Annotated in this window: 24 protein-coding genes, 2 tRNA genes and 1 pseudogene; 14 read left to right on the plus strand and 13 right to left on the minus strand. The window is 69.4% G+C overall.

Features of this window, described 5'->3' with window-relative positions; translation table 11 throughout:
* Positions 1-4: 4 nt before the first annotated feature.
* Together J4Z35_RS04385 and J4Z35_RS04390 are read right to left on the minus strand one after the other, a co-directional pair.
* Positions 5-991 carry an acyl-CoA dehydrogenase family protein gene (locus tag J4Z35_RS04385; RefSeq protein ID WP_240742522.1) on the minus strand — a complete coding sequence of 329 codons (987 nt, stop codon included), beginning with the start codon at positions 989-991 and terminating at the stop codon, positions 5-7.
* Positions 988-3,069: a catalase gene (locus J4Z35_RS04390; RefSeq protein ID WP_074039729.1), complete on the minus strand. Its 2,082-nt coding sequence runs from the start codon at positions 3,067-3,069 to the stop codon at positions 988-990. The genes J4Z35_RS04385 and J4Z35_RS04390 overlap by 4 nt, the downstream gene beginning before the upstream one ends.
* 246 nt (positions 3,070-3,315) lie before the next feature.
* Between J4Z35_RS04390 and J4Z35_RS04395 the strand changes: the two genes are divergently transcribed.
* The 4 genes from J4Z35_RS04395 (at position 3,316) to J4Z35_RS04410 (ending at position 7,059) form a co-directional block, all read left to right on the plus strand.
* Positions 3,316-4,326: an SDR family NAD(P)-dependent oxidoreductase gene (locus J4Z35_RS04395; protein ID WP_074039727.1), complete on the plus strand. Its 1,011-nt coding sequence runs from the start codon at positions 3,316-3,318 to the stop codon at positions 4,324-4,326.
* A 78-nt stretch (positions 4,327-4,404) separates the two neighbouring features.
* The gene (locus tag J4Z35_RS04400; RefSeq protein ID WP_062256511.1) at positions 4,405-4,899 is read left to right on the plus strand and encodes a pyridoxamine 5'-phosphate oxidase family protein; all 495 of its coding nucleotides are present in this window, start codon (positions 4,405-4,407) and stop codon (positions 4,897-4,899) included.
* A gap of 112 nt (positions 4,900-5,011) precedes the next feature.
* The gene (locus J4Z35_RS04405) at positions 5,012-6,208 is read left to right on the plus strand and encodes a zinc-dependent alcohol dehydrogenase (RefSeq protein WP_062256513.1); all 1,197 of its coding nucleotides are present in this window, start codon (positions 5,012-5,014) and stop codon (positions 6,206-6,208) included.
* A 209-nt stretch (positions 6,209-6,417) separates the two neighbouring features.
* The gene (locus tag J4Z35_RS04410; protein ID WP_240742524.1) at positions 6,418-7,059 is read left to right on the plus strand and encodes a HEAT repeat domain-containing protein; all 642 of its coding nucleotides are present in this window, start codon (positions 6,418-6,420) and stop codon (positions 7,057-7,059) included.
* Between the two features lie 63 nt (positions 7,060-7,122).
* Here J4Z35_RS04410 and J4Z35_RS04415 read toward each other — a convergent pair whose 3' ends face one another.
* Positions 7,123-7,578: a hypothetical protein gene (locus J4Z35_RS04415; RefSeq protein WP_006946703.1), complete on the minus strand. Its 456-nt coding sequence runs from the start codon at positions 7,576-7,578 to the stop codon at positions 7,123-7,125.
* A gap of 206 nt (positions 7,579-7,784) precedes the next feature.
* Entirely contained in the window at positions 7,785-8,267 is a 483-nt protein-coding gene (locus tag J4Z35_RS04420; protein WP_006946737.1) for a hypothetical protein, read from the minus strand.
* Positions 8,268-8,416: 149 nt separating this feature from the next.
* Between J4Z35_RS04420 and J4Z35_RS04425 the strand changes: the two genes are divergently transcribed.
* From J4Z35_RS04425 to J4Z35_RS04435, 3 genes are all read left to right on the plus strand, one after another.
* The gene (locus J4Z35_RS04425; protein ID WP_006946720.1) at positions 8,417-9,112 is read left to right on the plus strand and encodes a response regulator transcription factor; all 696 of its coding nucleotides are present in this window, start codon (positions 8,417-8,419) and stop codon (positions 9,110-9,112) included.
* Positions 9,113-9,275: 163 nt separating this feature from the next.
* Positions 9,276-10,709, plus strand: coding sequence for a guanitoxin biosynthesis heme-dependent pre-guanitoxin N-hydroxylase GntA (gntA, locus tag J4Z35_RS04430; RefSeq protein WP_208065365.1), 1,434 nt, complete (start codon positions 9,276-9,278; stop codon positions 10,707-10,709).
* The gene (locus tag J4Z35_RS04435) at positions 10,702-11,370 is read left to right on the plus strand and encodes an urea carboxylase-associated family protein (protein WP_006946721.1); all 669 of its coding nucleotides are present in this window, start codon (positions 10,702-10,704) and stop codon (positions 11,368-11,370) included. Before gntA ends, J4Z35_RS04435 begins: the two co-directional genes overlap by 8 nt.
* A gap of 199 nt (positions 11,371-11,569) precedes the next feature.
* On the opposite strand, the gene J4Z35_RS04440 is transcribed toward J4Z35_RS04435, so the two are convergent.
* The 5 genes and pseudogenes from J4Z35_RS04440 to J4Z35_RS04455 form a co-directional block, all read right to left on the minus strand.
* Positions 11,570-11,878 carry a hypothetical protein gene (locus J4Z35_RS04440; protein ID WP_062256523.1) on the minus strand — a complete coding sequence of 103 codons (309 nt, stop codon included), beginning with the start codon at positions 11,876-11,878 and terminating at the stop codon, positions 11,570-11,572.
* Positions 11,879-11,941: 63 nt separating this feature from the next.
* Positions 11,942-13,339, minus strand: coding sequence for an NAD(P)/FAD-dependent oxidoreductase (locus J4Z35_RS04445; protein ID WP_347813535.1), 1,398 nt, complete (start codon positions 13,337-13,339; stop codon positions 11,942-11,944).
* 153 nt (positions 13,340-13,492) lie between these two features.
* Positions 13,493-13,876, minus strand: a pseudogene (locus J4Z35_RS14390) (GNAT family N-acetyltransferase); the annotation flags it as partial.
* Positions 13,877-13,878: 2 nt separating this feature from the next.
* Entirely contained in the window at positions 13,879-15,075 is a 1,197-nt protein-coding gene (locus J4Z35_RS04450; RefSeq protein WP_208065367.1) for a pirin family protein, read from the minus strand.
* A 308-nt stretch (positions 15,076-15,383) separates the two neighbouring features.
* Positions 15,384-15,468, minus strand: a tRNA-Ser gene (locus tag J4Z35_RS04455).
* A gap of 195 nt (positions 15,469-15,663) precedes the next feature.
* Between J4Z35_RS04455 and J4Z35_RS04460 the strand changes: the two genes are divergently transcribed.
* Positions 15,664-16,098 (plus strand): hypothetical protein, encoded by a 435-nt coding sequence (locus J4Z35_RS04460; RefSeq protein ID WP_006946922.1) that lies wholly within the window; start codon positions 15,664-15,666, stop codon positions 16,096-16,098.
* A gap of 171 nt (positions 16,099-16,269) precedes the next feature.
* Entirely contained in the window at positions 16,270-16,545 is a 276-nt protein-coding gene (locus J4Z35_RS04465) for an HU family DNA-binding protein (RefSeq protein WP_006947090.1), read from the plus strand.
* 164 nt (positions 16,546-16,709) lie between these two features.
* Here the strand turns inward: J4Z35_RS04465 and epsC are convergent, their stop codons facing one another.
* Positions 16,710-17,309: a serine O-acetyltransferase EpsC gene (gene epsC / locus J4Z35_RS04470; protein WP_074039719.1), complete on the minus strand. Its 600-nt coding sequence runs from the start codon at positions 17,307-17,309 to the stop codon at positions 16,710-16,712.
* A gap of 116 nt (positions 17,310-17,425) precedes the next feature.
* Positions 17,426-18,358 carry a cysteine synthase A gene (cysK, locus tag J4Z35_RS04475; protein WP_006946929.1) on the minus strand — a complete coding sequence of 311 codons (933 nt, stop codon included), beginning with the start codon at positions 18,356-18,358 and terminating at the stop codon, positions 17,426-17,428.
* 219 nt (positions 18,359-18,577) lie between these two features.
* On the opposite strand from cysK, the gene J4Z35_RS04480 reads away from it, so the two are divergent.
* From J4Z35_RS04480 to J4Z35_RS04495, 4 genes are all read left to right on the plus strand, one after another.
* Positions 18,578-20,923, plus strand: a complete 2,346-nt coding sequence (locus tag J4Z35_RS04480; protein WP_006947058.1) for a (Fe-S)-binding protein — start codon at positions 18,578-18,580, stop codon at positions 20,921-20,923.
* A gap of 370 nt (positions 20,924-21,293) precedes the next feature.
* Positions 21,294-21,674, plus strand: a complete 381-nt coding sequence (locus J4Z35_RS04485; protein ID WP_040015042.1) for a hypothetical protein — start codon at positions 21,294-21,296, stop codon at positions 21,672-21,674.
* Positions 21,671-22,105 carry a hypothetical protein gene (locus J4Z35_RS04490; RefSeq protein WP_006947121.1) on the plus strand — a complete coding sequence of 145 codons (435 nt, stop codon included), beginning with the start codon at positions 21,671-21,673 and terminating at the stop codon, positions 22,103-22,105. Before J4Z35_RS04485 ends, J4Z35_RS04490 begins: the two co-directional genes overlap by 4 nt.
* On the plus strand, positions 22,102-23,577 hold the full coding sequence (locus tag J4Z35_RS04495; protein WP_131940421.1) for a hypothetical protein: 1,476 nt from the start codon (positions 22,102-22,104) through the stop codon (positions 23,575-23,577). Before J4Z35_RS04490 ends, J4Z35_RS04495 begins: the two co-directional genes overlap by 4 nt.
* 115 nt (positions 23,578-23,692) lie before the next feature.
* Here the strand turns inward: J4Z35_RS04495 and J4Z35_RS04500 are convergent, their stop codons facing one another.
* Both J4Z35_RS04500 and dcd read right to left on the minus strand, forming a co-directional pair.
* Positions 23,693-24,919 carry an alpha/beta hydrolase gene (locus J4Z35_RS04500; RefSeq protein ID WP_208065368.1) on the minus strand — a complete coding sequence of 409 codons (1,227 nt, stop codon included), beginning with the start codon at positions 24,917-24,919 and terminating at the stop codon, positions 23,693-23,695.
* Positions 24,920-24,921: 2 nt separating this feature from the next.
* Entirely contained in the window at positions 24,922-25,497 is a 576-nt protein-coding gene (gene dcd / locus J4Z35_RS04505; protein ID WP_006947114.1) for a dCTP deaminase, read from the minus strand.
* A 200-nt stretch (positions 25,498-25,697) separates the two neighbouring features.
* Between dcd and J4Z35_RS04510 the strand changes: the two genes are divergently transcribed.
* Positions 25,698-25,771: transfer RNA gene (locus J4Z35_RS04510), tRNA-Gly, on the plus strand.
* The last annotated feature ends 19 nt before the right edge of the window (positions 25,772-25,790 follow it).

Raw genomic sequence — 25,790 nt, forward strand, 5'->3', positions numbered from 1 at the left:
CGCATCAGTGACGCTCCAGCGTGGCAGCGCCGATGGCGGCGAGGTCGCGTTCGGCGTGGTGCTGGCGCACGTAGACGCCGAGGTCGGCAACGCGCCGCGCGTGGGTCTCGTCGCTCGTCAACGGGCCGGGGCCGAGCGCCTGGCCACAGATCGTCAGCGCCTGCTCCGCCGCATCGGCGACGACTGCTCGCACGCGCGACGACAACGCGAGACCCGCTGCACCGCAGGCGTTTCCACCGTCGATCGCGCGGGCTGCGTCGGCGAGTACCGCGTCGAGCAGATACGTGATGACCTCGAGCCGGCCCAGATGCATGAGCGCGATCTGATCGGGTTCACGCCGCCCCGCAGCCGCACGAACCGCTGTGACGAGGCCGTCCACGCCGCCCACCCAGACGGCGGCGACACCGATGCCACCCCACGCGAAACCGTCACGGCCGAGGTAGAAACCTGGCTCCCCGACGGGCGTCGCGGGCATCGCGTCGAACGTCAGCGACGTCGAACGGATCGCGACGAGCCCACGCGACACCCAAGGCTCCTCGGCGCCGCGCACCCGCGCATCCGTGAGGTCGACGGCGAACAACCGCTGCCCTTCAGGCGTACCGGCCGTCACGAGCGCATGCGGCAACTGCTCACCGAGCGAGCACCACGGCTTCACCCCGTCGAGCACCCAGCCGTCACCTTCGCGACGCGCGGCGAGGCCCGGCGCCCGCGCCGCGAACACACCCCAGGCGCCGTCCCCACCGCCGGGCAGCACGTCGCCCGGCGCAACCCCCGCCTCGGCGAGGATCGCAAGCGCGTCGAGGTGCGGTTCGATGACGCGGGCCGTCGTCAGGTCAAAGGCGCCGAGCGATCGCAGCGTGTCGAGATACACCGCGCTGTCGCGGCCCAACGCCGCTGCGGCGGAAGCGAATTCACCGGCAGCGGCAAGCGCCGCCCCGACGTCCCCAGCAGGGATATCGGGGCGGCACAGCGCACGAGAGGGTTCGCTCAAGCGGAGAGCTCCCGCTTCCAGAAGCGCAGCGCACGGCACGTCTCGACGAAGCCCTTCGCGCCGGCCGCGTCGCTGACGTCGACAAACCCGTCGTCCTTCTTCGACGCCACACCCGCGGCTTCGATGAGACCCGACGCGTCCGGGCCGAGGGCCAGGAACTTGTTGTGCGCGACGGCGTCCGTCACGAAGTCACGAGCCTCGGCGACCTTGCCGAGCGCCGCCGCACCGTCAGCCGACGGCAGCAGCGCGACGGCGTCGAACAGCACCGACGGCGCACCGGCGATGGCGTGATCGGCGGCGAGCTTCTCACCGTTCGACAGCGTGACGCCACCGACGGCCTTCGCGACGATCTCGACGACCGTGCCCTCGGCCTCGGCGGCCGAACGCACCGCGGCGAGCAGGTCGGCGTCGGTTCCGTCGCTGACGACGACGCCGATCCTGCGGCCGGCGAAGCTGTCGGGTCCGTTCTTCACGATGCTCAGCGCGTCGGAGACGGGCAGGTCGTGACGCGGCGCCACCTTCGCGGGCGAGGCCTCCGGCAGCTCCATCGCGAGCTCGTCGGCGACGCGCTGCGCGAGCGACTCGTCGACGTTGCGCAGGTTGCCGAGCATGCGCGTGCGGATCTCGGGGATCTCGCACTTGCCGAGCTCGAACGCGAACGCGTCGACGATGTGCTTCTGCTCGACCTCCGTCTGGCTCTTCCAGAACTGATTGGCCTGGCTGTAGTGGTCGGCGAACGACTCCGCACGCAGACGGCGCGCCTCACCCTCGACCTTCGTCGGGTACGTGTCCGGCTGGAACGTCGTCAGCGCGCGCGGGCCACGGTCGTCACCCGAGAAGCCGTTCGGCTCGTAGTTGGCGCGGCCCCTCTGGTGCGCGAACTGCATGTGACCGTCACGCTGGAAGTGCGCGACGGGGCACTTCGGCGCGTTGACGGGCAGCTGCGTGTGGTTGGTCGAGCCGAGGCGCGACAGCTGCGTGTCGAGGTAGCTGAAGTTGCGGCCCTGCAGCAGCGGGTCGTTCGTGAAGTCGATGCCGGGCACGACGTTCTGCGTCATGAACGCGACCTGCTCCGTCTCGGAGAAGACGTTGTCGACGACGCGGTTGAGCGTCATCTTGCCGAGCGGGCGGATCGGGACGATCTCCTCGGGGATGATCTTCGTCGAGTCGAGCACGTCGAAGTCGAAGCTGTCGGCGAACGCGTCGTCGAACACCTGGACACCGAGTTCGTACTCGGGGAAGTCGCCGCTCTGGATCGCGTTCCACAGGTCACGACGGTGGAAGTCGGCGTCGGCGCCGTTGATCTTGACGGCCTCGTTCCAGACCACCGACTGCATGCCCTGCACGGGCTTCCAGTGGAACTTGACGAACGAGCTCTTGCCGTCGGCCGTCACGAAGCGGAAGGTGTGGATGCCGAAGCCCTCCATGAAGCGGAAGCTGCGCGGGATCGCGCGGTCGCTCATCGCCCACAGGGCCATGTGCGTCGACTCGGGCATGAGGGAGATGAAGTCCCAGAACGTGTCGTGCGCGCTCGCCGCCTGCGGCCAACCGCGGTCCTGCTCCTCCTTGACCGAGTGCACGAGGTCGGGGAACTTGATCGCGTCCTGGATGAAGAAGACGGGGATGTTGTTGCCGACGAGGTCCCAGTTGCCCTCCTCGGTGTAGAACTTCGTCGCGAAGCCACGGACGTCGCGCGCGAGGTCGGCGGAGCCCATGTTGCCGGCGACCGTCGAGAAACGAACGAACGTCTCCGTCTGACGGCCCTTCTTGCCGAACAGGTAGGCGGCCGTGAGGTCGCTGTGGTCGTCGTAGCTCTCGAACACGCCATGCGCGCCGTAGCCGCGGGCGTGGACAACACGCTCCGGGATGCGCTCGTGGTCGAAGTGCATGATCTTGTCGCGGAACGCGGCGTCCTGCAGCAGCGACGGGCCGCGGTCGCCCGCACGCAGCTGGTTCTGGTCGTCGGTCACCGGAATACCCTGCGACGTCGTCATGGCGTTGCCACCGCTCACCCCCTGGTGCAGCTCGTCCCCGGTGCCGCGCGTGTCGGGGCTCGTGGTGCGCTCGTTGTCGCTCATGGCTCTCCTCATGCTGGTGGTCGTTCGATCATGGCCTCTCGACCCTATGCCGGAGAGTAAGGCCACCGCACCCCCTCTCACCACGCCCCTACGGATGTGGACGAAAATCGCAGATGTGGACAAGGATCGCAGCGAGGCCCAGGGCGCTGACGGGACATGAGCCGCCGGGCACCCGTGTGGGTGACGACTCGGTGTGAGAGGCGAAACCCATTGGAAAAATTAGGGATCGACTCTAGGGTGAAACTCATGGAGACGTCGCGCAGCCAGTCGGATCACCCGGTCAGTTCGCCGAACCAGAATGCATCGGCTTCGTCAGAGAAGCCCTTGGCACTCGTCGCGGGAGCCTCGCGCGGGCTGGGTTTTCTCGTCGCCACCGCCCTCGCCGACGCCGGGCACCGCGTCGTCCTCGCATCTCGCTCCGCCGACGCCCTGGCGAAGGCCGCCGACACGCTTGTCTCCCACGGCCACGCGCGCAGTGCCGTCTCGACGATCGTCATGGACGTGAGTGATCGCGACGGGGTGGCTCGAGCCGTCGCCCAGGTCGAGCGCGAGCACGGCCCGATCGACGTCGCCATCCACGTCGCCGGTGTCATAGAGGTCGGCCCGGCCTATAACACGACGCACGAGCACATCGAAGGCGCGATGAACATCATGGCGTGGGGGCCGATCAACCTCTCCGACGCCGTCATCCCCGGCATGCGCGAACGCGGGCGCGGGCGCTTCGGCGTCGTCACCTCCATCGGCGGCCTGCTGAGCGCACCGCACCTGCTCGCCTACTCGACGGCGAAGTTCGCGGCCGTCGGCTACACCGAGGGCCTCGCCGCGTCGCTCGCCGGCACGGGCGTGAGCGCCACCGTCATCGCCCCGGGGTTGATGCGCACCGGCTCGCACACGGCCGCACAGTTCTACGGCAACGCGCAGGCCGAATACGCGTGGTTTGCGCCCGCCGCGTCGCTGCCGTTCGTCAGCATGGACGCGACGAAGGCCGCGCGACGCATGGTCGACGGCGTCCTCGCCGGCAAGCCGTACGTCATCCTCACGCCCGCCGCGAAGCTCGGCGCACGCGTCCACGGCGTCATGCCGGGCGTGACGACGCGCGTCATGGGCCTCGTCGGGCGTGCGCTGCCCGGGCCCGTTCCCGGTGCGACGACGCCTGTCCCCGGATCGAAGCTCGCACCGAAGGCCGGACGATTCGTCAAGCTCCTCACGACGCTCGGTGATCGCGCGTCGCGCAGCAACCTCGAACCCGAGGGTTGAGCGGCCCCGGGTCGCGCCACCCGAAGATTTGAACCCAACCACCCGAGCATCCCAGACCCCCGACGAAAGGCACGCACCATGTCTGCTGGAACCCCGAAGTCCGACATCTCGCAGGAGCAGGTCGTCGAGATCATGCGTGGTGAGCGCTTCGTCATGCTCACCTCGATCGCAGTCGACGGGGCCCTGCACAGCCACCCGATGACGCCGCAGGAGGTGACGGACGACGCCGACGTGTGGTTCTTCGTCGGCCTCGGCACCGAGCAGGCGCAGGCGCTGCAGAGCAACCCGCAGGTCAACCTGTCGTTCGCGCACCTCGGTTCGTGGCTGTCCGTCGCGGGACGCGTCGAGTTCGTCGACGACCGCGCCAAGGTCGACGAGCTGTGGGGCGACGACGTCGCCGCGTGGTACGACGGCGGCAAGGACGACCCGGACCTCGGTCTCGTCCGCGTCGTCAGCGAGTCCGCGCAGTTCTGGGGCCAGCCCGGCGGCAAGGCCTCCGCGCTCGCGAGCATCGTCAAGGCGCGCGTCAGCGGCGAGCGTCCGAAGGGCCAGAGCGCCACGACCGAGCTGTGACGAACCCGGGAGCCGAACCGACGCGCGGCGGCTCCCGGCACCACGCTCCCCACCACCCCATCCCCACCACCTGATCGCCGCACGTCGCGGTGATCCTCTCGAGGAGAAACTGATGCGAGCACTCACCTGGCAGGGCCAGGGCAAGGTCTCGGTCGAGCAGGTCGCCGACCCGAGCATCCAGGAGCCCACCGACGCGATCGTGCGCGTCACCTCGACCGCGATCTGCGGTTCGGACATGCACCTCTACACCGTCCTCGCGCCGTTCCTGACGAAGGGCGACATCCTCGGCCACGAGTTCATGGGCATCGTCGAGGAGGTCGGTTCGGGCGTCACGAACCTCAAGCCCGGCGACCGCGTCGTCGTGCCGTTCAACATCTCCTGCGGCCACTGCTGGATGTGCAACCGAGGCTTGTTCGCGCAGTGCGAGACGACGCAGAACGTCGACCAGGGCACCGGCGCGAGCCTGTTCGGCTTCACGAGCCTGTATGGTGCGGTGCCCGGCGGCCAGGCGGACTACGTCCGCGTGCCGCACGCCGATTTCGGCCCCATCAAGGTGCCCGAGGCCGGCGAGGACGAGCGCTACCTCTACCTGTCCGACATCCTGCCGACCGCGTGGCAGGGCGTGCAATGGGCGAACGTGCGCCCCGGCGACACGCTCGCCGTCATGGGCGCCGGCCCCGTCGGTCAGCTCGCCGTCGCGAGCGCGCAGTACCTGGGGATCGAGGACGTCATCGTCGTCGACCGCGTGCCGGAGCGCCTCGAGCGCATGAAGGCCCGCGGCGCCCGCACGATCAACCTCGACGACCTCGACGGCTCGCAGGTCAGCGCCGTCGGCGACGCGGTGCGCGACCTGACGGGCGGGCGCGGTGCGGACGGCGTCGTCGACGCCGTCGGCATGGAGGCACACGGCAACCCGGTTGCCGCTGCGGGCCTGTCGGCCGTGAGCAAGCTGCCGTCGGCGATCTCGGAGCCGCTCGCGAAGAAGGCCGGCATCGACCGTCTCGCCGCGCTGCACGCCGCGATCGACAGCGTCCGCCGCAGCGGCACCGTCTCCGTCTCCGGTGTCTACGGCGGCGCGCTCGACCCGATGCCGATGATGCAGATGTTCGACAAGGGCATCGCGATGCGCATGGGCCAGTGCCACGTCAAGCAGTGGACCGACGAGCTGCGCGACGTGCTCGTCGACGCCGACCCGTTCGGCGTCGAGCAGCTCGCGACGCACCGCGTCGGGCTCGACGAAGCGGCGACGATGTACGACGTGTTCCAGAAGAAGCAGGACGGCTGCCAGAAGGTCGTCCTCAAGCCCTGACGCACTGACGGCCTGGGATCGGGTCGGCGTCCACCGAGACGCTGGGCCACCCGGCCGCCCGGCCACCACAGGATGGCGGGTAACTCACGGGTAGGCGCGCGGTTAGGCGCCGACCTGTGAGTTACCCGCCATCGTGCGTTCTACGTCCAGGCGGCGCCGCCTGGAATGGTGCGCGGAATAGTGCGGGCGCGACGGGCGCTGCAGTGAGCATGACGCCCGAGCAGTACGCCGCGAACATCGCCCGCGCCCTCGACGTGCAGGATCAGTCGGTGCGGTTGCAGGCCGCGATGGCGGCGGGCACACATCCGCATCCCGACCTGCTGGAGACGCTCGTGCGTCGCTGCGGCGTCGAGCCCGACTTCTTCGTCCGCGAGACCCTCGCCTGGGCGCTGACGCGCCTGCCGGCTGACGACGTCCTGCCGCGCGTTCAGCGCGAGCTGGCGTCGAAGAACATCCAGGCGCGCACGCAGGCGTTGCACGTGCTGTCGAAGGTCGGCGACGAGCGCGCATGGCCCTGGATCACGCCCGAGTTCCTGCACGACGCCGACGACGATCTCGCCCGCACCGCTTGGCGCGCGGCCGCCGCACTGGCCCCGCAGAGTCAACATGGCTCTCTCGCTGACGAATTGGTCGAAGAGTTCGGCCGTGGTGACGCCGGCACGCAGATGGCGTTGAGCGTCGCATTGCTCGGTCTCGGCGACGCCGCCGTCCCAGCGGTCAGGTCGGCAATCCGGAGCCAAGACGCGGCCGTCACCGAACATGCTCGCGCGACCGACCTGCTGCGCACCCGCCCCGAGCTCGCGTTCGACGGCGCCGTCGAGGAAGCCAAGCGCATCGTCGCGATGGGTTGAGCGCGTCGGCCCCACCCCCGGCCATACGACGGGAGAGCGGGTAACTCACGGGTAGGCACGCAACTACGCGCCGACCCGTGAGTCACCCGCCATCCCATCGTCGAAGGTGACGCAGCGGCCGCCCGCTCCCCCGGAGCTTGGAATCACAACACCTGGGGCCGCGCAGTACCAGGCCGGCCTGTCGCCGTCGGTGCGGGGCTTGTCGATGCCGACGTTGGCACGGCTGTGCGTTCTGGGGCCGGCTACGACGGTCGCGATGAACGCGGCGACGGCCTTGCGCGCCACCTCGGTGACCTTGACCTGCCCGTAACGTCTTCGCGGCCTTCCCGGCGCGTCGAACGCGGCGTTGACGTCCCTGGCGCCGCTGATCGGCGACGTCGCGACGACCTGGCCGGTGCTGGGGTTGACGACATCCAGTCGGCCCTCCCCGTGTGCCTCGCCGTCGATGACGTTGCACAGCAGGGTGCTGATGAACTTCACCTCGAATGTAGCGGCGGCATGCACTGTGGTGCGCGCCATACTTGAATGACCCTTGTTTTTACTGGCCAGCAGGTGGCGCCCATGAAAGCGCCTCGGGAGGGACGCCACACATGGCGGACACCACCGACCAACCTGGGCAGCTGGGGTCAGGCCGCGTCAGGGCGGTCAGGCAGGGCGAGGCGCCCGCGCGGTCCAGCGGGGTGACTCGTCCGACGGCTCGCCAGCGGAGCGCAGCGGATGTCAGCTCAGCGCAGCGTCGCGGCCGCTTCGGCATGGGCGGCGACGAGGCGTTCGATCTGGCTGTCGGCGCGCACGATGAGGTCGTCGAGTTCGGCGACGTCGATGCGCGCATCGTTGATCGCGAGCACGCGCATGCCCTCCCAGCCGGCCCGCTTGCCACGAACGGCCGCCAGCAGCGCCTCGAGTTCGAGCACGTCGCTCAGCGGCGAGCGGCGCACGAAACGGCCGTTGAGTTTCACGCGGCTGACGGTCTCGCCGACGCTCAGCGCGAGCTGCGCGAGCCGCGCCTCACCCACCCCGAGCGCGTCGGCCATGACGCGCAGGCGTGCGCGGTCCTCGGCGATCTCCCGCGTCAGCGTCGCGAGCACCTTCCGCGTGCGCGCCGAACTCTGCGAGCGCGACGCGCGCTCGAACAGGTCGAGCCCACCCTTCGATGCGGCCCAGTGATGAGCGACGTAGCTGGTGACGAACTTGTCGCGCGATTCCATGATCGACCTCCTGCAGGTCTGCGAGAACGGGTGTCACCGTCAGCCTAGGAGGTCACCGTGCGCGCGACCAGCCCGACGCAACTCGGTGGATGTCGGAAGTTCGTCATGGTTGATTTCCTTGTGTCGCAACATGTTGGCAAGGTATCCCCATGTCGTCCCACCCGAGCCCGGATGGAGCCGCACACCTCCGTCTGGCGACGGGTGAGGAGTCGAGGGGCACGCCCGCACCCCGCGCACTGCGCGTCACCCTCGTCGACGACGACGCCCTCGTCATGGCCGGTTTTCAGGCACTGCTCGCGCCCTACGCCGCACGCGTCGAGGCGACGTGCAGCCGCGGCGTGCCCACCGAACCCACCGACGTCGCGCTCTTCGACTGCTTCGCCGCCCCCGAGCCGGGGTGGGCGACGCTGGCGCGCCTGCGCGACACAGCCGCCGTCGCGCGCCTCGTCGTCTACACCAACGACCCTCCGCAGGCGCACGTCGGTGCGCTCACCGACTTCGGCGTCGCGGGCGTGCTGACGAAGCACGCGACGGCCGACGAGCTCGTCACCGCACTCGAACGCGTCGCCCGCGGCGAGCGCGTCGTCGACCCCGCGTTCCCCGTCGAGCTGGGTGACGACTGGTGGCCCGGGCGCGCCGAGGGGCTCACCGAGCGAGAGGCGCAGGCCGTCACGCTCATCTGCCGCGGCCTGCCCAACGGCGCGATCGCGCACGAACTCAACGTCTCCCTCAACACGCTCAAGAGCTACATCCGCTCCGCCTACCGCACCATGGGCGTCGCCTCCCGCAGCGAGGCGGTGCTGTGGGGCGTCGCCCGCGGACTGCACGTCGACGGCCGGCCCTGACGCGCTCACCACTTTCCAGCATGGCGCCGCGCAACGGCGGTCCATCAGGCAGCCGACGCTTCACCTCCTTGCGGGTGTGGCGCGAAACACGGTGAGCGACAACACTTCTCATCACCACCGACACCTCACGACCCTTGATCGTCGGATCGCTCGAAGGAGAGCTGTGCCCCGCCTCACCGTCGCCGTTGTCGCACGTAGCGAGCTGTTCGGATGCGGCGCGATGGCGGCTCTCGACGCGTTCGGCGTCGCGACACGCCTCGTGCTCGTGCGTGGCCCGGGCCTGCGCGCCGAGGATCTCGCGCTCGATGCCGACGTGGCCGTGCTCGAGTGGAACGAACCCAACCGCAACGCCTGGGATCAACTACGCGCGCTGCACGCCGCGAACCCGACGACGAAGCTGCTCGTGTCGTCGCTGCACACCGACGAGGCCGCCATCAGCCGGCTCCTCGCGCGCGGCGCGTCGGGAGTCGTCGGACGGTCGGCGAGCGCCGCCGATCTGCGCGCCGGGGTCGATGACGTGGTCGCGGGCCGAATCGTCCGCCCCGCGGTGCTTCGACCCTCCCCCACGGACGCGCGGCCGACCGTCCCCGCCGACGGGCTGACCGCACGTCAGGCGCAGATCGTCGATCTCATCTGCTCGGGCATGCCGAACGCGCAGATCGCCGAGCGCCTGCACCTGAGCGTCAACAGCGTCAAGTCGCACATCAGAGGCGCCTACCGCGCGATGGACGTGCAGACGCGCCCTCAAGCCGTGTTGTGGGGTCTGGCGCGCGGCTACGGTGGTCATGTGTCTGACGATCACTGGCCGCCAGCTGCGGCACCCACCTCATCATCCGGCTCGTCGACGCACCCAACCGATGACGACGAGTCGCAGGCCCCTGACCTCGCCGACTGGCTCGCCGAACAAGCCGACGCGGGCCTCGAGGGCGCGGACGAGGCAGCCATCCGCGACGTCATCGGCGCGATGATCGAGCACCCTCGGTTTCCGTGCCTCGGAGCGCGTTCGGCGCTGAAACGCGACGGCGCGCTCGTCCGCGTCTTCGACGACATGACCGATGACGCGTGTCTCTCGACGCTCAGCGCTGAGCTGGCCGACTTCGCCGCGATCGAGCGTGGCCCGCGCGAGTTCGGCTCGTTCATCGCCGTCTTCCGTCGCCCGCGGGTGGGCGACGAGCGGGAGTTCGAGAACCTCCTGTGGGGCATGCTGCAGCGATTGCACGATCGTGACGACGCGCCGTGGGCCGAGCGCGTGTCGCCCGACACGACGTCACCGCACTTCAGTTTCAGCCTCGGCGGCGTGCCGTTCTTCCTCGTCGGGCTGCATCCGCAGGCCTCGCGCATCGCGCGCCGTGCTCCGCTGACGACGGTCGTGTTCAACCTGCACGATCAGTTCGAGCAGCTGCGAGCTGACGGCGGCTTCGACCGGATGCGCGACGCGATCCGCCGCCGCGATGCTGCGTTGCAGGGTTCGATCAATCCGGTCGTCACCGATCATGGATGCTCGTCGGAGGCGCGTCAGTACTCTGGGCGGCACGTGGAGGACGACTGGCGTGCCCCGTTCACCGCGCACCCTTCGAAGGAGAATCCTGATGACTGACCCGCGACGCCCGCGCTCCCCCCACCCGCCGACGCCGCGGCCGCCGTACGCGGGCGGCCCCGAAGCTCCCGCCGACGGTTGGTCGCGCATCGCCCCGCAGACGGGGGTGCTCGTGCCGCTGGCGGCCGGTCAGGTGCTCGAGGTCGTCGACCCGTGTGGTGAGCAGGTGAGCGACTTCTACGCCGTCATGCAGGACGACATCGCCGAGTGCTTCTCGGCGGGGCGCACCGTCGACTACAACAACACGTTGTACCCATCGACGGGGCACCGGTTGTGGAGCAACCGCAGCAGCGTCATGGCGACGATCGTCGCGGACTCGGTGGGCATCCACGACATGACGGTGACGCCGTGCAGCCAGCAGACGTTCGACATCCTCTACCCCGAGTTCGACGGCGCCCCGCACCCGAGTTGCTTCGCGAACCTGTGCGGCGCGCTCGAACCCGTCGGCGTCGCGCCCGACCACATCGGCACGACGCTCAACATCTTCATGGACGTGTGGACGAGCCCCGACGGTGAACTGCACATCGACCCGCCGCCGACGCAGGCGGGCGACGTCTTCGCCATCCGCGCCGAAGCCGACCTGTTCGTCGGGCTGACGGCCTGCTCGGCCGAGAAATCGAACGCCGGCGTCTGCAAACCCATCGACTACCGGGTGCGCTGAGGCGCTGACGTCGCACCGGTCCTGTCAGCGAAAGTGGCGAAACAGGCGGCCGTTCAGGCCCCGTCGGGGCTCAGGCGCTCCGAGCAGAATGAGCATCGAGACGGCCCATGTTGTGTCACGAAAGCGCGAAATAGCGCGCGTTCATGACACACCATCCTTGGGTGGGGAGGCGTTGTGAGCCGACACGGCGCTCCGATGGTCAGCAGAACGTGACGCCCGACCCCGCCCATTTGGTGCCGTCCTTGATGAAGGACGCGACGTTGAGCGTCACGGTTGTCGTGCCGTAGCCGTCGACAGTCACGAGGTAACTGAGCGACACGGAGGCCGGGTTGGCGCTGCTCGTGCCGGAGGAGTTCGTGAGTGAGATGCCGATGTACGTGTTGCAGACCTGGGCTGTTGAACTGGCAGGACCACTGCAGCCGCCGTTCGGCGTGCCGGCTGTACCGGAGCCCGCGACGCCGGTGCCGCCCGTCAACGCGTAGCTCTTGCCCTGTGATGTACGACGCAACCGTCCCTTTGTGCGTGCTCGACGGGGCCTCCGTCATGCCCCCGAGCGCCCCGTCGTCACGCGTCAGCGCAGGTTCGTCGGCAGCTCCTCGAGCAGGCGCAGCCAGAGCTCCGACGACGTCGGGTAGCTCGGCACCGCGTGCCGAAGGACGCCGACCGGCACCTGGCCGACGATGGCGACCGTCGCCGCGTGGACGAGTTCGGCCGCCTCGTGGCCGACGAACGTCGCGCCGAGCAGGCACCCGGTGGCACGGTCGACGACGATCTTGGCGCTCCCCACACCGTCGTCACGCAGCAGAGCCGTACCCGCGGCGCTCGCGAACGGCACCGCGACGGTGACGACGTCATGCCCCGCTTCGCGCGCCTGAGCCTCGCTCGAGCCGACCGCCGCGACCTGCGGGTCCGTGAACACGACCTGAGGGACGGGAACGTCACGCGGCGGCGGCGTCTCGTGCGCGCCCGCGAGTCGGGCGCCGAGCACGCGCGCCTCGTACTTGCCCATGTGTGTCAGCGGCGCGCCGCCGCCGGCGTCACCGATGGCGTGCAGCCAGGTCGGCAGGCGCCCGGCGCGCACGTCGTCCGCGTTGACGCCGACCGCGTCGAGACCGACGTCGTCGAGGCGCGGGCGACGGCCGGTGGCGAGCAGGAGTTCGTCGGCGACGATCCGCTCGCTGCCCGATTCATCACGTTCGACGGTGAGCGTCACCGGCCCGCCGTGCACGCGACCGAGGCCGGTGTCGGCGGCGCCGGCGCGGCTGGCGTCGGTGATTCGGGTGGCGAGGCGGACGTCGACGCCGGCCGTACGCAGCGCGTCGAGAACGGCCGCGCCGGCGAATGGTTCCTGGTCCGCGAGCAGCGCATCACCGCGCACGAGCATCGTGACGCTACTGCCGAGGGCGCTCATCCACGTCGCCGCCTCGCAGGCGACGACCCCGCCGCCGACGATGACGAGCCGGTCAGGCACCTCGACGACGCCCGTCGCGTCACGCGACCCCCAGGCGTGCAGGTCGGCGAACATCGGCGGCACGACGGGCACCGAACCCGTCGCCAGCACGAGGGCGACGCCCGCTTCGACGACGGTGCTCGCGCCGCCGTCCGAGCTCACGCTCACCGTCTTCTCGCCGACGAGACGTGCGTGGCCGCGCATGACGTCGAGGCCTGCGCCCGTCGCCCAGTCGAGCTGGGAGGCGTCGTCGTAGTGCGAGACCCACGCGTCGCGGCGCGCGAGGAGCGCTGCGACGTCGAGTTCGGCGGGCCGCAGGCCGGGCAGGTGCTCGCTGGTCGCCCTGACGTCGAGCGGGCGCAGCAGCGCCTTGCTCGGCATGCATGCGTAATAGGAGCACTCACCGCCGAGCAGTTCGCCCTCTATCAGCAGGACGCTCAGCCCACCGTCATGGGCGTACTGAGCGACGTTCTCGCCCGTCGGCCCGCCACCGATGACGATGACGTCGACGCGGCGCACGCCGTCAGGGCCGTCAGACTCGGACGGGCGGTGAGGATCGGTGGCCGCGTCAGGACTGTCGACGCGGGGCACGCCGTCAGGACCCTTGGGCTCGGCGGGCATGTGTCCGTCCTTCGCCGTGGTCTCGGGTGCGCCGTAGACGAGGTCGACGTATTCGCGGTGACGCCCGATCCAGCCCTTGATGAACGGGCACAGTGGCAGCACGTCGTGGGTGCCGTCGGCGCGCACGTCGTCGAGCGCGAACCTCGCGACCTGTGAGCCGACGCCCTTGCCCTCGTAGCTCGGATCGACCTCGGTGTGCGTGAACACGATGAGCTGATCGGTGAGTTGATATTCGGCGAATCCGGCGAGGGCGTCACCGTCCCACGCCTCGTAGCGGTTGGCGTCGGTGTTCTTCGTCAACGTCAGGTCGGCCACGGCGTTCTCCTTCGATGGGGTCGGGCTGAGCGAGTCGTGCGACGGGCGGTCCTCGTTGCGGGGCTGGGCGGATGGTCGGCGGTTCGTCGCGATGCGACGTGTGTCGCGTTCGCGAGGCATCGTCACCCTCCGACGCGCCCGCGACGGTTGCGCGGGCGCAGGCGAACCGGGGGCATGGTCGGCGCGGGGATGCGCTCGACGTCGCCGACATATCCCTCGACCGAGCCGAAACGCTCTGCACCCGCCTCGTATTCGTCGCGCGCGAGGACGATCTCGTCGTGGCTGCGGCCGATGAAGTTCCACCACATCACGATCTCCTCCTCGAACGGCGTGCCGCCGAGCAGGATGACGCGCGCGGGCTCGTCACCGACGTCGAGCGTCAGCGTCGCGCGGCCTTCGTCGACGCAGCCGAGGTCGCCGCGCTCGAGGCGCGCGACGTCGAGGGTGACCGTGCCGGTGTCGACGAGGATGCCGTGCTCGAACCCCTCGTCGACATCGAGGGTGACACGCGCGCCCGCGTCGAGGCGCAATTCGGCGCCGAGCAGCGGCGTGTGCGTGACGATCGGCGAACCGGCGACGCCGCGCAGTTCGCCGATGAAGACGAGCGCCGAACCCTGACCGCTCGGTAGCGGCACGCACTCGGGCGCGTGATGCTCGAACGCGCGGTCGCCGTCGCGGGTCACGTCGGGTAGTGCCACCCAGAGCTGGACGCCGTGCAGCGTCTCGGTGCCGGGCGTCGAGACCTCGGAGTGGACGATGCCGTGGCCGCTCGTCATGAGGTTGACCTCGCCGGGGCGGACGACGGCGTGCGCGCCACCAGAATCATGGTGTTCGATGGCGCCCTCGAACAACCACGAGACCGTCTGCAGCCCGGTGTGGGGGTGCGGCGGCACGTCCATGCCGACGCCGCGTTCCGGGCCGTAGTGGTCGACGAAGCACCACGCCCCGACGAACGAGCGGTCGCGGTGCGGCAGGGTGCGTCGCACCTCGAGGGCACGCAGCCCGCCGAGCGGAACCTGGCGGGATGAGAGAACCTGAACGACGCCCTCGACGTGGCGTTCTGCGGTGGGCGCCTCGTTCGCCTGGGCGACGATCGCACCTGCAGGGTCGAGTCCACCGGCGGCCCTGACGTCGGCGTCGGCGCCTGACGTGCGGGCACCGGCGTCGCGGGTAGTGGTCCGACGAGCGCCGTCGCGCGGGTATGGCGGGTGGGTGTTGTCGTGAGCACCGTCGCCCTGGATGCCGGACGGGTAGGCGCCGGCGCCGACGTGATGCGTGGTGTTGGTGCGGGCGCCTGTGTCCTGGGTGTCGTCGAGCATTTCAGCGCTCCCTGATGTCGACCGTCAGCCCCGACGAATGGGGCCCTCATGCCACCCAAGCACCCACGGTGTGCAGGAGCAACAGTCGGCCGATCGTTGTGTACGAAAATCGCAGATGTGGACGAAAATCGCAGTTGGGTCGCTCTGGGCCGTTAGGAGGGAGGGCGTGGGAACCGTCGCGCCGCGCAGGCTCGCTACCGCTCACTCGCGCGTCGCTCCTCCCAAATCCCCAACCTGTCATGACGCAGATGAGTAGGACCCCCGCCGGGCGACTTCGTCGCTGATCCGGCGGGGGTCCTACTCATCTGCGGAGGGCGTGGGATTTGAACCCACGGTTGGTTTCCCAACTCCGGTTTTCAAGACCGGTGCACTCGGCCACTATGCGAGCCCTCCTCGTCGCTGCACCAACCGCGAACACCACGGGCACCGACCCGTCGAGCGCATCGTCATCGACGCTCCCAGCAGGGCCGAACCCAGGCGTCGCACGGCAACCGCGCAACGAGAAACCATCGTAAGGCACTGGCGCGCCAACGCAGATTGGGTAGGCTCGACGGCAAGTTGTCCGTTCACATGAAATGGAGCCACACCATGGGCAAGATCTCCTTCCTCGCCGGCGGCGTCGTCGGCTACGTCCTCGGTACGCGCGCTGGGGAGAAGCGCTACGAGCAGATCAAGAAGCAGGCCGACAAGGCCTGGAGCAACCCTGCCGTGCAGGACAAGGTCACCGCCGCGACGGAGACCGTCAAGGCCAAGGCGCCCGTCGTCGCCGCGGCTGTCGGCCAGAAGGCCGCTGACGTCAGCAAGGACGCGGCGCATGGCGTCGCGAGCAAGGCGTCGGACGCCAAGGACGCGACGACCTCCAAGGCCGCCGACGCGAAGGACGCCGTCTCGTCGAAGACGTCCGGCGGCAAGCACGCTGCGAAGGACGACAGCGACCTGCCCGAGACGATCCACCGCGACTCCAAGGGCGACCTTCACGCCGACACGAGCGGCTTCGGCCCCGGCGGCGAGAAGCTCCCCTGACCCCCACCCACTCGATTCGCCCTGACGCTCGAGGCGCACGACGTGCGACGAACCCCGCGTCAGGCGCGACATCTCGCGGAATTTCGCGTAGATTCGCAGACAGCGCGGCCTAACACAGCCCTTCGGGTGGCTGTCTCGGCCACGACCAGTCGGATAGAACAGGATTGATTCATGAACCGCAGTGACCTCGCCAGCACCATCGCCCAGCGCACCGGCGTCAGCGTGAAGGACGCCACCGCCGTCCTCGCCGGCCTCAACGACGTCATCATCGAGGCCGTCGGCCGCGGTGACAAGATCCAGCTCCCCGGCCTGCTCACGATCGAGCGTGTCGAGCGCGCCGCCCGCACGGGCCGCAACCCGCAGACGGGCGCCGAGATCGAGATCCCGGCCGGCTACGCCGCGAAGGTGACGGCCGGTTCCAAGCTCAAGGCCGCCGCCAAGGGCTGAACTGCCTGATCTGACGAAGGGGGCTGTTTCACCACATCGGTGAAGCGGCCCCCTTCGTCATGCCTGGCCGCGCGCCAGTGCCCCGACGATGTTGCCCGGCTTCGGGCGATCGATCCCCAGAAACCCGGGCAACATCGAGGTCAGCGCGGGGGCAGTGCACACGATCAGATGTAGACGGCAGGGTCGCTGAACGGGTCGTGCTCGACGGCGGGCACCCGCACCTTCGCGGGCACACCGACGGCGACGCCCGTCGCGGGCACGTCCTTGACGACGACGGCGTTCGCGCCGACCTGAGCGCCATCGCCCACGACGATCGGGCCGAGGATACGAGCGCCCGCACCCACCGTCACGCCGTCCCCGAGCGTCGGGTGACGCTTGACCTTCGCGAGCGTCCGCCCACCCAGGTTGACGCCGTTGTAGAGCATGCAGTCGTCGCCGATCTCGCTCGTCTCACCGATGACGACGCCCATGCCGTGATCGATGAAGAAGCGCCGACCGATCGTCGCGCCGGGATGGATCTCGACGCCGGTGACGGCCCGCGTCACCTGCGATCCGAGACGCGCCGGCAGCTTCCAGCGGCCGCCGCGCTGCCACATCGCATGCATGACCCGGTGGCTCCACACAGCGTGCAGACCGGGCGAGGCGAGCGCCATCTCCAACCGCGAACCCCCGGCGGGGTCGCGTGCGAGGGCCGCGTCGACATCCTCGTTCATCGTCTCCAGCGCAGCCCTTGCACGCGTCAACGGGTTCTTCGCCACCGTCATCTCCTCGAACTCGACTCTCGCCCAACAGCTCTGCTCATCATCGGCGCACCCGCCCGGGGTGCCCGAACGCCGGGGCGCGCGGTGCAGCACCACGCGCCCGGCCGATGAGACGGATGTCAGTCGACGATGCCCTCGAACAGGATCGTCGACAGGTAGCGCTCACCGAAGCTGGGGATGATGACGACGATCGTCTTGCCCTTGTTCTCGGGGCGCGCTGCCACCTGCGAGGCTGCGGCGAGTGCGGCGCCGGACGACAGGCCGACGAGCAGCCCCTCCTGCGTCGCGGCCTTGCGCGCCCATTCGACGGAGGTCTCGGCGTCGATGTCGATGACCTCGTCGTAGATGTCGGTATTGAGGATGTCGGGCACGAAGTTGGCGCCGATGCCCTGGATCTTGTGCGGCCCGGCCTGACCGCCGTTGAGGATCGGCGACTCAGCGGGCTCGACGGCGATCATCTTCACGTCGGGCTTGCGCTCCTTGAGCACCTCGCCGATGCCGGTGATCGTGCCGCCGGTGCCGATGCCGGCGATGACGATGTCGACGGCGCCGTCGGTGTCGCGCCAGATCTCCTCGGCGGTGGTCTTGCGGTGCACCTCGGGGTTGGCCGTGTTCGCGAACTGGCGGGCGAGGACGGCGCCGTCACGCTCGGCGGCGATCTCCTCGGCCTTCGTCACGGCGCCCTTCATGCCCTCGGCGGCGGGGGTGAGGACGAGTTCGGCGCCGAAGCCCTTGAGCAGCGCGCGACGCTCCTTCGACATCGACTCGGGCATCGTCAGCACGACGTCGTAGCCCTTGGCGGCGCCGACCATGGCGAGCGCGATGCCGGTGTTGCCCGAGGTCGCCTCGACGATCGTCCCGGCCGGCTTCAGCTCGCCGGAGGCCTCCGCGGCCTCGACGATCGCCTTGCCGATGCGGTCCTTGACGGAGGCGGCGGGGTTGCTGAACTCGAGCTTCGCCGCGACGGTGACGTCGGGGGCGTCGATGATGCGGTTGATGCGCACGAGCGGCGTGTTGCCGATGGCCTCAGTGACGTTGGCGAGGATGGGCATGAGGGGGGCCTTTCGACGGTGGCGGCGCGTCCAATCTCGCCCCAAGGAGGCGAGCAGACGCGGTGCGATGACTGCTTATGACTTTACCAACTCTGCGTTATCTACGTTTATGCCCACGGGCCAGGCAATAGCACACGTGCTCGTTGACTAATTCGAAATGGACACGACATCGCCCCGCCCCCGGGTTACCGGCCGGTAGCCCCGTCTAGACTGGGGCCCATGTCAGCCCTCCAGATCGTCGCCGCAGTGATCTGCGTCGTCATCACCGTCATCGGCGTCTCGCTGCTCGTGCGCGCCGTGGCACAGATGGTGGCGCGGTTCAAGGTCGGCGCACCCGAAAAGCGCACGGACAACCCCGGTGCGCGAACCGTCACGTTGCTGCGCGAGTTCCTCGGACACACGCGCATGTCCCGCCTGCCGATCGTCGCCGTCGCGCACTGGTTCACGATGATCAGCTTCGGCATCCTGTTCTTCACCCTGGTCACCGCCTACGGCCAGATCTTCAACCCCGACTTCACGCTGCCGATCATCGGAACGTTCGCTCCCTGGGAGTGGCTGACCGAGTTCATGGCGTGGACGGGCTTCCTCGGCATCTGCTGGCTCATCTGGAACCGCCGCAAGAACCACCCGGGCCGTTCGGCCGGCAAGGACGGCCGCAAGTCGCGCTTCTTCGGTTCGTCGTTCTGGCAGGCCTACTACGTCGAGTTCACGATCTTCGGCGTCGGTCTGTGCATCGTCAGCCTGCGCGCGCTCGAGTACGCGCTGGGCCGCGTCGACGGCAGCCACCACGCGAGCGTCCTGCACTTCCCGATGACGTTCTTCCTCGGCAAGCCGTTCGAGTCGATCGGCAAGGACGGCCTCGAGCAGCTCATCGTCGTCATCGCCGCGATCAAGATCCTCATCTCGATGGCGTGGATGATCACGATCTCGCTCAACACGACGATGGGTGTCGCCTGGCACCGCTTCCTCGCGTTCCCGAACATCTGGTTCAAGCGCAACGCGGACGGCCGCACGGCCCTCGGCGCCGCGAAGCCCATGATGGTCGACGGCGAGCCGCTCAAGGACGTCGAGGAGCTCGAGCTCGACGAGGACACCGTCCTGGGTGTCGGCAAGGTCGAGGACTTCACGTGGAAGGGCCTGCTCGACTTCTCCACCTGCACCGAGTGCGGTCGTTGCCAGAGCCAATGCCCCGCGTGGAACACCGAGAAGCCGCTGTCGCCCAAGCTGCTCATGATGACGCTGCGCGACCACTCCGCCGCGAAGGCGCCGTTCCTGCAGGCCGCTGCGGCCGCGTCCGGGCCCGTCGACGAGAAGGGCCTGCCGACGGTCGCCGACCACTCCGGCGTCGACCTGCTGCGCACGCCGCTCATCGGCTCGACCGGCTACGACATCGCGAACCCGCTGACGGCGTACAACCCGGCCGGCACCACCGCGAACGGTGACGCGGCCGGTGCCATCATCGACGAGGACGTCCTGTGGTCGTGCACGACGTGTGGCGCCTGTGTCGAGCAGTGCCCCGTCGACATCGAGCACGTCGACCACATCGTCGACATGCGTCGCTACCAGACGCTCATCGAGTCCGCGTTCCCGACCGAACTCGCGGGCCTGTTCAAGAACCTCGAGAACAAGTCGAACCCGTGGGGCATGTCGGCGCGGGCTCGCCTCGAGTGGGCCAAGGGCCTGCCGTTCGACGTCAAGGTCATCGGCTCCGACGTCGAATCCGCCGACGAGGTCGAGTGGCTGTTCTGGGTCGGCTGCGCCGGCGCCTACGAGGACCGTGCGAAGAAGACGACGCGCGCCGTCGCCGAGCTGCTGCACACAGCGGGCGTCGACTTCGCCGTCCTCGGTGACGGCGAGAGCTGCACCGGCGACCCGGCACGCCGCGCCGGAAACGAGATCCTCTTCCAGATGCTCGCCGGCCAGAACGTCGCGACGCTCAACGAGGCGAAGGCGAAGAAGATCGTCGTCACGTGTGCGCACTGCTTCAACACGATCAAGAACGAGTACCCGCAGATCGGGGGCGAGTACGAGGTCGTCCACCACACGCAGCTGCTCAACCGTCTCGTGCGCGAGAAGAAGCTGACGCCCGTCGCGGCGCCGGAGGAGTTCGCGCAGCAGCCGAAGGACAAGTCGGGCGCTGCGTCGACGGGCAAGTCGGTCACGTACCACGACCCGTGCTATCTCGGCCGTCACAACCAGGTCTACGCGCCGCCGCGCGAACTCATCGCGTCGCTGCCCGGCGTCGAGTACAAGGAGATGGAACGCTCCGGCGAGAAGTCCTTCTGCTGCGGCGCCGGCGGCGCCCGCATGTGGATGGAGGAGAAGCTCGGTGAGCGCATCAACCTCAACCGTACGAAGGAGGCCGTCGCCACCGGCGCCGACCGCATCGCCATCGGCTGCCCGTTCTGCCGCGTCATGATGACGGACGGCCTCACGGCCGAGCAGAGCGACGGCAACGCGCGCGAAGAGGTCGAGGTCGTCGACGTCGCCAACATGCTGCTCGCCGCGGTGCGTCGCGGTGAGGACACGAAGGCCGTCGACGAGGGCGCGACGCAGACCGTCTGAGCCGCCGCACCCGCCCGTCACGGGCACGAGGGTTGACACCCGGGGCGCTTCGTTCCGCTGAGAGATCAGCGGGACGGGCGCCCCGTTCGTCGTTTCATGGGGCGCCTCGGGCGGGGTTTGTTGAGCGAGGTTCGTTGAGCGGGGTTCGTCCATCCCAGTTCGCCTGCCAGGGTTCCGCTACTCACGCCCCCGCCTCGTGCGTCCAGATGCACCCGGGTGCATCTGGACGACGAGGCGGACCGGCGGCGCGGCCTCGTCATCCACAGGCAGTGACGGCCACGGGCCGTTTCGACGCTCTCGGGAGGGCTGATCCACAGGGTCGCGGCGCCCGGGCTGCGCGGGGGCGACGCAGGGACCTAGCGTCGCCGTCATGAGCACTCTCGGAGACGACATCCGGGCGCAGCAGCGGCGAGCCGACCTGCTCTCGAGCGACCTCGCACAGTCCGCCACGGATCTGCGCACGACCATCACGACGACGCAGTGGACGTCCGGTGCGGCCGACCATTGCCGCAGCGTCCTCACCTCGTTCGCCCGCGACCTCGACGCCTGCGGTGACGACGCGGCGTCGTTCGCGACCGACATCGGCCGGCACGCCGCATCGGTCGAATCGCATCAGACCAGCGTGACCAACGTCGTCATGGCGCCGATCGATCTCGCGCGCGATGGCCTGTCGAAGGTGGGCAAGGCCCTGCACCGCGACGAGAGCGAGGGTCCGTACGACTACTCCCACTACGGCGACTGGCGGGGATGACGATGACGCAGCCGTTCCTGCTCGTGCGAGCCCGTGCCGGGCAACACACGTCGTTGCTCGAGGTCACCTTCGCTGACGGGTTGTTCCGCCTCGCGAGCACCCGGGGCGCGAGCGTCCACGCCGCCGAGGACGTCGTCAGCGCCGTGCTACAGCTCGTCGTCGACGCCCCGCCCGACGCCGACGCCGACCTCGTCGTCATCGGCTGTCTGGACGAGGTCGCGACACCTTGCCTCATCGCAGCGCGCCGAGGCGGCGAGTGGTGCGACGTCGGGTTCGACGACGCAACACGCGACTGGTTCGACGTTCGCGCCGAGGTCGTGGCGGCACTCGTCGGCCTCCATGCGCAATCGGGCGCGCCGAGCGGCTGCCTCGCGGCTGGCGACGCCCAGGATGAGATGCGTCCCGACGCCGGATGGGAGCACGCCGCATGAGAGTCGACCCGCCCAGCTCGTCGGTGACAGGCACCGTCATCGCTAAGAAGAGCGCCGGCCCGAGCGCCGTCGACGCCAACCTCGCTGATCTGCGCACCCTCGCCGCCGCGCTGACGACGGCGCACGGTGACGCGAGCAGCGCTTCCACCACGAGCCTGTCGATCGGCTGGGGCCTGCCGTTCACCGGGGATGCCCTCTCCCCTGGCACGGCCACGACATGCGCCACGGCGTCACTCGATCTGGCGGCCACCCTGACGGCCACGGCGCTGCGCGCGCAGTTGCTCAGCACTCTCGTGAGCGCCTCGCTCGACGCCTACGAGCTCGCCGAAGCCTGCGCCGTCGCCCACATGAAAACAGCCATCGCGACGTACTCGCTGACGGTGACTCTGGCGAAGATCTCGATGCGCCAATGGACCGGCAACGCGCCCTCGCCCGATACGACCGCGATGATCGTCGGTGACGTCGTCGCCATCATCGACGCGAGACTGCCGGGTTCGTACGAGGAGAATGTCGCCGGCATCAACATCGGCCTCGTGCGTGCGCTGGGCACTCCGAACCCCGTCACCACCTCGATCGTCAGCGGGCCCGATGCGCCCCGGCCCGCACCCGCAGTGCGCAGCGTCGGCCAGAGCATGGGACGCATCGACGATCTGTACGAGAACGGCAACGACTCCGCCCACATCCAGGTGCAGCGCGTCGTCGACCCGGCCACTGGCCAGGGCCGCTGGATCGCGATGATCCCCGGCACCGCGACGTTCTCCTGGAACGCCCGCACGCCACTCGACGGCTCCGGCAACGTTGCCGCCGCGGCGGGTCTCGTCAGCGGTGGCGAAGTCGCCGTCCGGGATGCCTTGCGCGATGCGATGCAGCGTGAGGGCGTGCTCGGCAAGGGCGAGCCGGTCATGCTCGTGGGTCACTCGCAGGGCGGCATGGTGATGACGAACCTCGCGCGCCGTCGCTCCGACGGTCTCAACGTCACCCACGTCACGACGTACGGTTCGCCGGTCGGGGCCGCCAAGCTCCCCGCGGGGGTGCGTACGCTCAACATCGAGAACTCGGCTGATTTCATCCATCGCATCGACGGGCGGGCCACCGGTGACGGCGACCCTGGACGCGTCCGACTCGTCATCGACGACCCGACGTCGGCGGTGACCGCGAAGGGTTCGACGAGCATCATCGAGCCGCACTCGCACGAGAAGTATCGGTGGAACTACGAGGCCGTCATGGGTCAGGAACGCGGACGCCCCGGCCCGCCGAGCGCCGCCGTCGACTTCGAGACCAGCGCGGCGCCGTTCTTCGAGGGCGAGGCTCGCACCTACCGGTACGACGCCTCGCGCGAGCCCGGCGTCGAAGCAACGCAGAACGCCGTCACGCCGACGCTGACGTGCACGTCGGAGACGACGCACAAGCCGTCACCGACGCCGAACTTCGGCGTCGGCCCCGCCGGGCAGTACCGGGTGACCTCGCCATGACCGCGCCCCTCCGCGATTACTGTCCCCACCGGCGATTTTCGTCTGCAGTCGCGGGGCCGCTGCCGGTGCGCCGTCAGGGCCTGGAGGCCGGGCTGACGGTTTCGTCCCCGGCGCTCTACGTCTCGACGTTCTCCACACCGGTTGCGGGGATGGCGCGGTCGCCGTCACCCGGGGCGGCACCGTCGAGCAAGTGGTCGATGAGGAACCGCGACGTCTCACGGTGCCAGCGCGGCGCGCCCCACAGCATCGCGTGCCAGCCCGGCATCGAGACGAAGCGGGCGTCGCCCCCGAGGGCCGCGACGTCGTCGATGAGCTTCTTCGTCGCGACGGGGTTGGTCACGGTGTCGCGTCGGCCGTGGATGCCGAGCAGCGGGATGGTGCGGAACGTCGCGGGCTCGGACGCTTCTGCCGCCCACGGCGCGAGCGCCACGACGGCGGCGACGTCCTCGCTGCTCGCGATGTCGAGCGCGACCCGCCCACCCATCGAGTGGCCGGCGATGGCGATCGGCACGCCCGGGTAGCGATCGCGCAGCTCGCCGAGAGCCCAGCGTGTGTCCTCGACGGCCGGCTTCTCCGGCTCGTTCCACCCACGGACGGCGAGGCGCAGCGTCGCACCCCCGATTCGGCCGTGGCTACGACGCTCGACGTCGCGCGCGAACGGCACGATGCGCAGGTAGGCGGGGTCACCGCGACGCATCCGCAGGTGACCTTCGACGTCGCCTCCGTGGACGAACAGCACGATCGCCTCGGGGTGACGCACGCGCGGCATCGTCAGCAACGGACTCGCGACGACGGCCGCACCACCGCGCTTCGTCGTCGCCGGACGCTGTGGCGCCTCCACGCTCAGGGGGGCGTCGACGGCAGCCGAACCGTCTTGCGCGGGAGCGTCAGGAGCGGCGGCACCCCCGGCGCCGGCCCGCCCGCCGTCGCGGTCCGCCCTGCCGTCATCCTGCTCGTCCCCGTCGTCCTCACCCTCAGGACGATGCACGTGCGGCATGGGCGTCGGCGGGTTGGTGGACGCCAGCACGTCGGACTCGCGACGCGTCGTTGCGGCACGCTGCGGTGCCCTCACGGCGTCGGCGTCGTCATCGACGGTGACACCGTCGAGCGCCTCGTCGCCGAGTTCGTCGTCGCGCAGCAGCGCATCGGCGGCGTCGGCGGCGAGGCCGACCACTTTGTCGCCGAGGGAGGTCTCGTCGACGGGGGTGGCTTCACCGTCCGGTACGCGCGGAGAATCTGCTTGCCCCGGGGCGACCTCGAGCTCGGAGCCGAGACGACGGCTGAGCTCGACGGCCGCGCGCGCCGGCAGCGACGTGACGTCGTCGTCGCTCTCGTCGGCCATCGTCAGACGTCGGTGCGGTGGAAGGAGGAGAAACTGCGGCTCGCGGTGGGGCCGCGCTGGCCCTGGTAGTGCGAGCCGTATTCGGAGCTGCCGTAAGGGTGTTCGGCGGGGGACGTCAGCTGGAAGAAGCACAGCTGGCCGATCTTCATGCCCGGCCACAGCTTGATGGGCAGCGTCGCGACGTTGCTCAACTCGAGCGTCACGTGGCCGGAGAAACCGGGGTCGACGAAGCCCGCCGTCGCGTGCGTCAGCAATCCGAGGCGACCAAGCGACGACTTGCCCTCGACACGAGCGGCGACGTCATCGGGCAGCGTGATCTGCTCGTAGGTCGAGCCGAGGACGAACTCGCCGGGGTGCAGGATGAACGGCTCGGACGCGTCGACCTCGACGAGGCGCGTCAGTTCCGGCTGCTCGGCGGCGGGGTCGATGAAGGGGTACTTGTGGTTGTCGAACAACCGGAAGAACTTGTCGAGGCGCACGTCGATGCTCGACGGCTGGATCATCGACGGTTCGTACGGGTCGAGCACGACCCGGCCGGAATCGATCTGGCTCTTGATGTCACGGTCCGAAAGCAGCACACGGCTACGGTAATCGACGCGCGTCTGCCGCGGCCCCGCTCTCACTCATCGGCGCCGTCGGTGGCGAGAGACCGACACACCGTCCGTCATGACATGCACGTACGGCGCGGACGCGCTAGAGTACGAGGCGCTTGATCGACGCGCCGGACGTTCACCAGGACGGGCGCCGGACAGGCAAGAACCCCGCCGTGGCGGGGCTCGCGAGTGTAGTTCAATGGTAGAACATCAGCTTCCCAAGCTGAATACGCGAGTTCGATTCTCGTCACTCGCTCCAAGCATGTGAAAGGGGCCGG

It is taken from the genome of Dermacoccus sp. NHGro5 (assembly GCF_017565385.1).
GTDB lineage: Bacteria > Actinomycetota > Actinomycetes > Actinomycetales > Dermatophilaceae > Dermacoccus > Dermacoccus nishinomiyaensis.

Excerpts from the sequence above, each read along its gene's own strand:
- J4Z35_RS04400 (WP_062256511.1), top strand. The coding sequence starts at position 4,405 with ATGTCTGCTGGAACCCCGAAGTCCGACATCTCGCAGGAGCAGGTCGTC.
- J4Z35_RS04410 (WP_240742524.1), top strand. The coding sequence starts at position 6,418 with ATGACGCCCGAGCAGTACGCCGCGAACATCGCCCGCGCCCTCGACGTG.
- J4Z35_RS04490 (WP_006947121.1), top strand. The coding sequence starts at position 21,671 with ATGACGATGACGCAGCCGTTCCTGCTCGTGCGAGCCCGTGCCGGGCAA.
- J4Z35_RS04435 (WP_006946721.1), top strand. The coding sequence starts at position 10,702 with ATGACTGACCCGCGACGCCCGCGCTCCCCCCACCCGCCGACGCCGCGG.
- J4Z35_RS04500 (WP_208065368.1), bottom strand. The coding sequence starts at position 24,919 with ATGGCCGACGAGAGCGACGACGACGTCACGTCGCTGCCGGCGCGCGCG.
- J4Z35_RS04450 (WP_208065367.1), bottom strand. The coding sequence starts at position 15,075 with ATGCTCGACGACACCCAGGACACAGGCGCCCGCACCAACACCACGCAT.
- J4Z35_RS04415 (WP_006946703.1), bottom strand. The coding sequence starts at position 7,578 with ATGGCGCGCACCACAGTGCATGCCGCCGCTACATTCGAGGTGAAGTTC.
- J4Z35_RS04485 (WP_040015042.1), top strand. The coding sequence starts at position 21,294 with ATGAGCACTCTCGGAGACGACATCCGGGCGCAGCAGCGGCGAGCCGAC.
- J4Z35_RS04405 (WP_062256513.1), top strand. The coding sequence starts at position 5,012 with ATGCGAGCACTCACCTGGCAGGGCCAGGGCAAGGTCTCGGTCGAGCAG.
- J4Z35_RS04390 (WP_074039729.1), bottom strand. The coding sequence starts at position 3,069 with ATGAGCGACAACGAGCGCACCACGAGCCCCGACACGCGCGGCACCGGG.
- J4Z35_RS04465 (WP_006947090.1), top strand. The coding sequence starts at position 16,270 with ATGAACCGCAGTGACCTCGCCAGCACCATCGCCCAGCGCACCGGCGTC.
- epsC (WP_074039719.1), bottom strand. The coding sequence starts at position 17,309 with ATGACGGTGGCGAAGAACCCGTTGACGCGTGCAAGGGCTGCGCTGGAG.
- J4Z35_RS04425 (WP_006946720.1), top strand. The coding sequence starts at position 8,417 with ATGTCGTCCCACCCGAGCCCGGATGGAGCCGCACACCTCCGTCTGGCG.
- J4Z35_RS04420 (WP_006946737.1), bottom strand. The coding sequence starts at position 8,267 with ATGGAATCGCGCGACAAGTTCGTCACCAGCTACGTCGCTCATCACTGG.
- J4Z35_RS04480 (WP_006947058.1), top strand. The coding sequence starts at position 18,578 with ATGTCAGCCCTCCAGATCGTCGCCGCAGTGATCTGCGTCGTCATCACC.
- cysK (WP_006946929.1), bottom strand. The coding sequence starts at position 18,358 with ATGCCCATCCTCGCCAACGTCACTGAGGCCATCGGCAACACGCCGCTC.
- J4Z35_RS04395 (WP_074039727.1), top strand. The coding sequence starts at position 3,316 with ATGGAGACGTCGCGCAGCCAGTCGGATCACCCGGTCAGTTCGCCGAAC.
- J4Z35_RS04460 (WP_006946922.1), top strand. The coding sequence starts at position 15,664 with ATGGGCAAGATCTCCTTCCTCGCCGGCGGCGTCGTCGGCTACGTCCTC.
- J4Z35_RS04495 (WP_131940421.1), top strand. The coding sequence starts at position 22,102 with ATGAGAGTCGACCCGCCCAGCTCGTCGGTGACAGGCACCGTCATCGCT.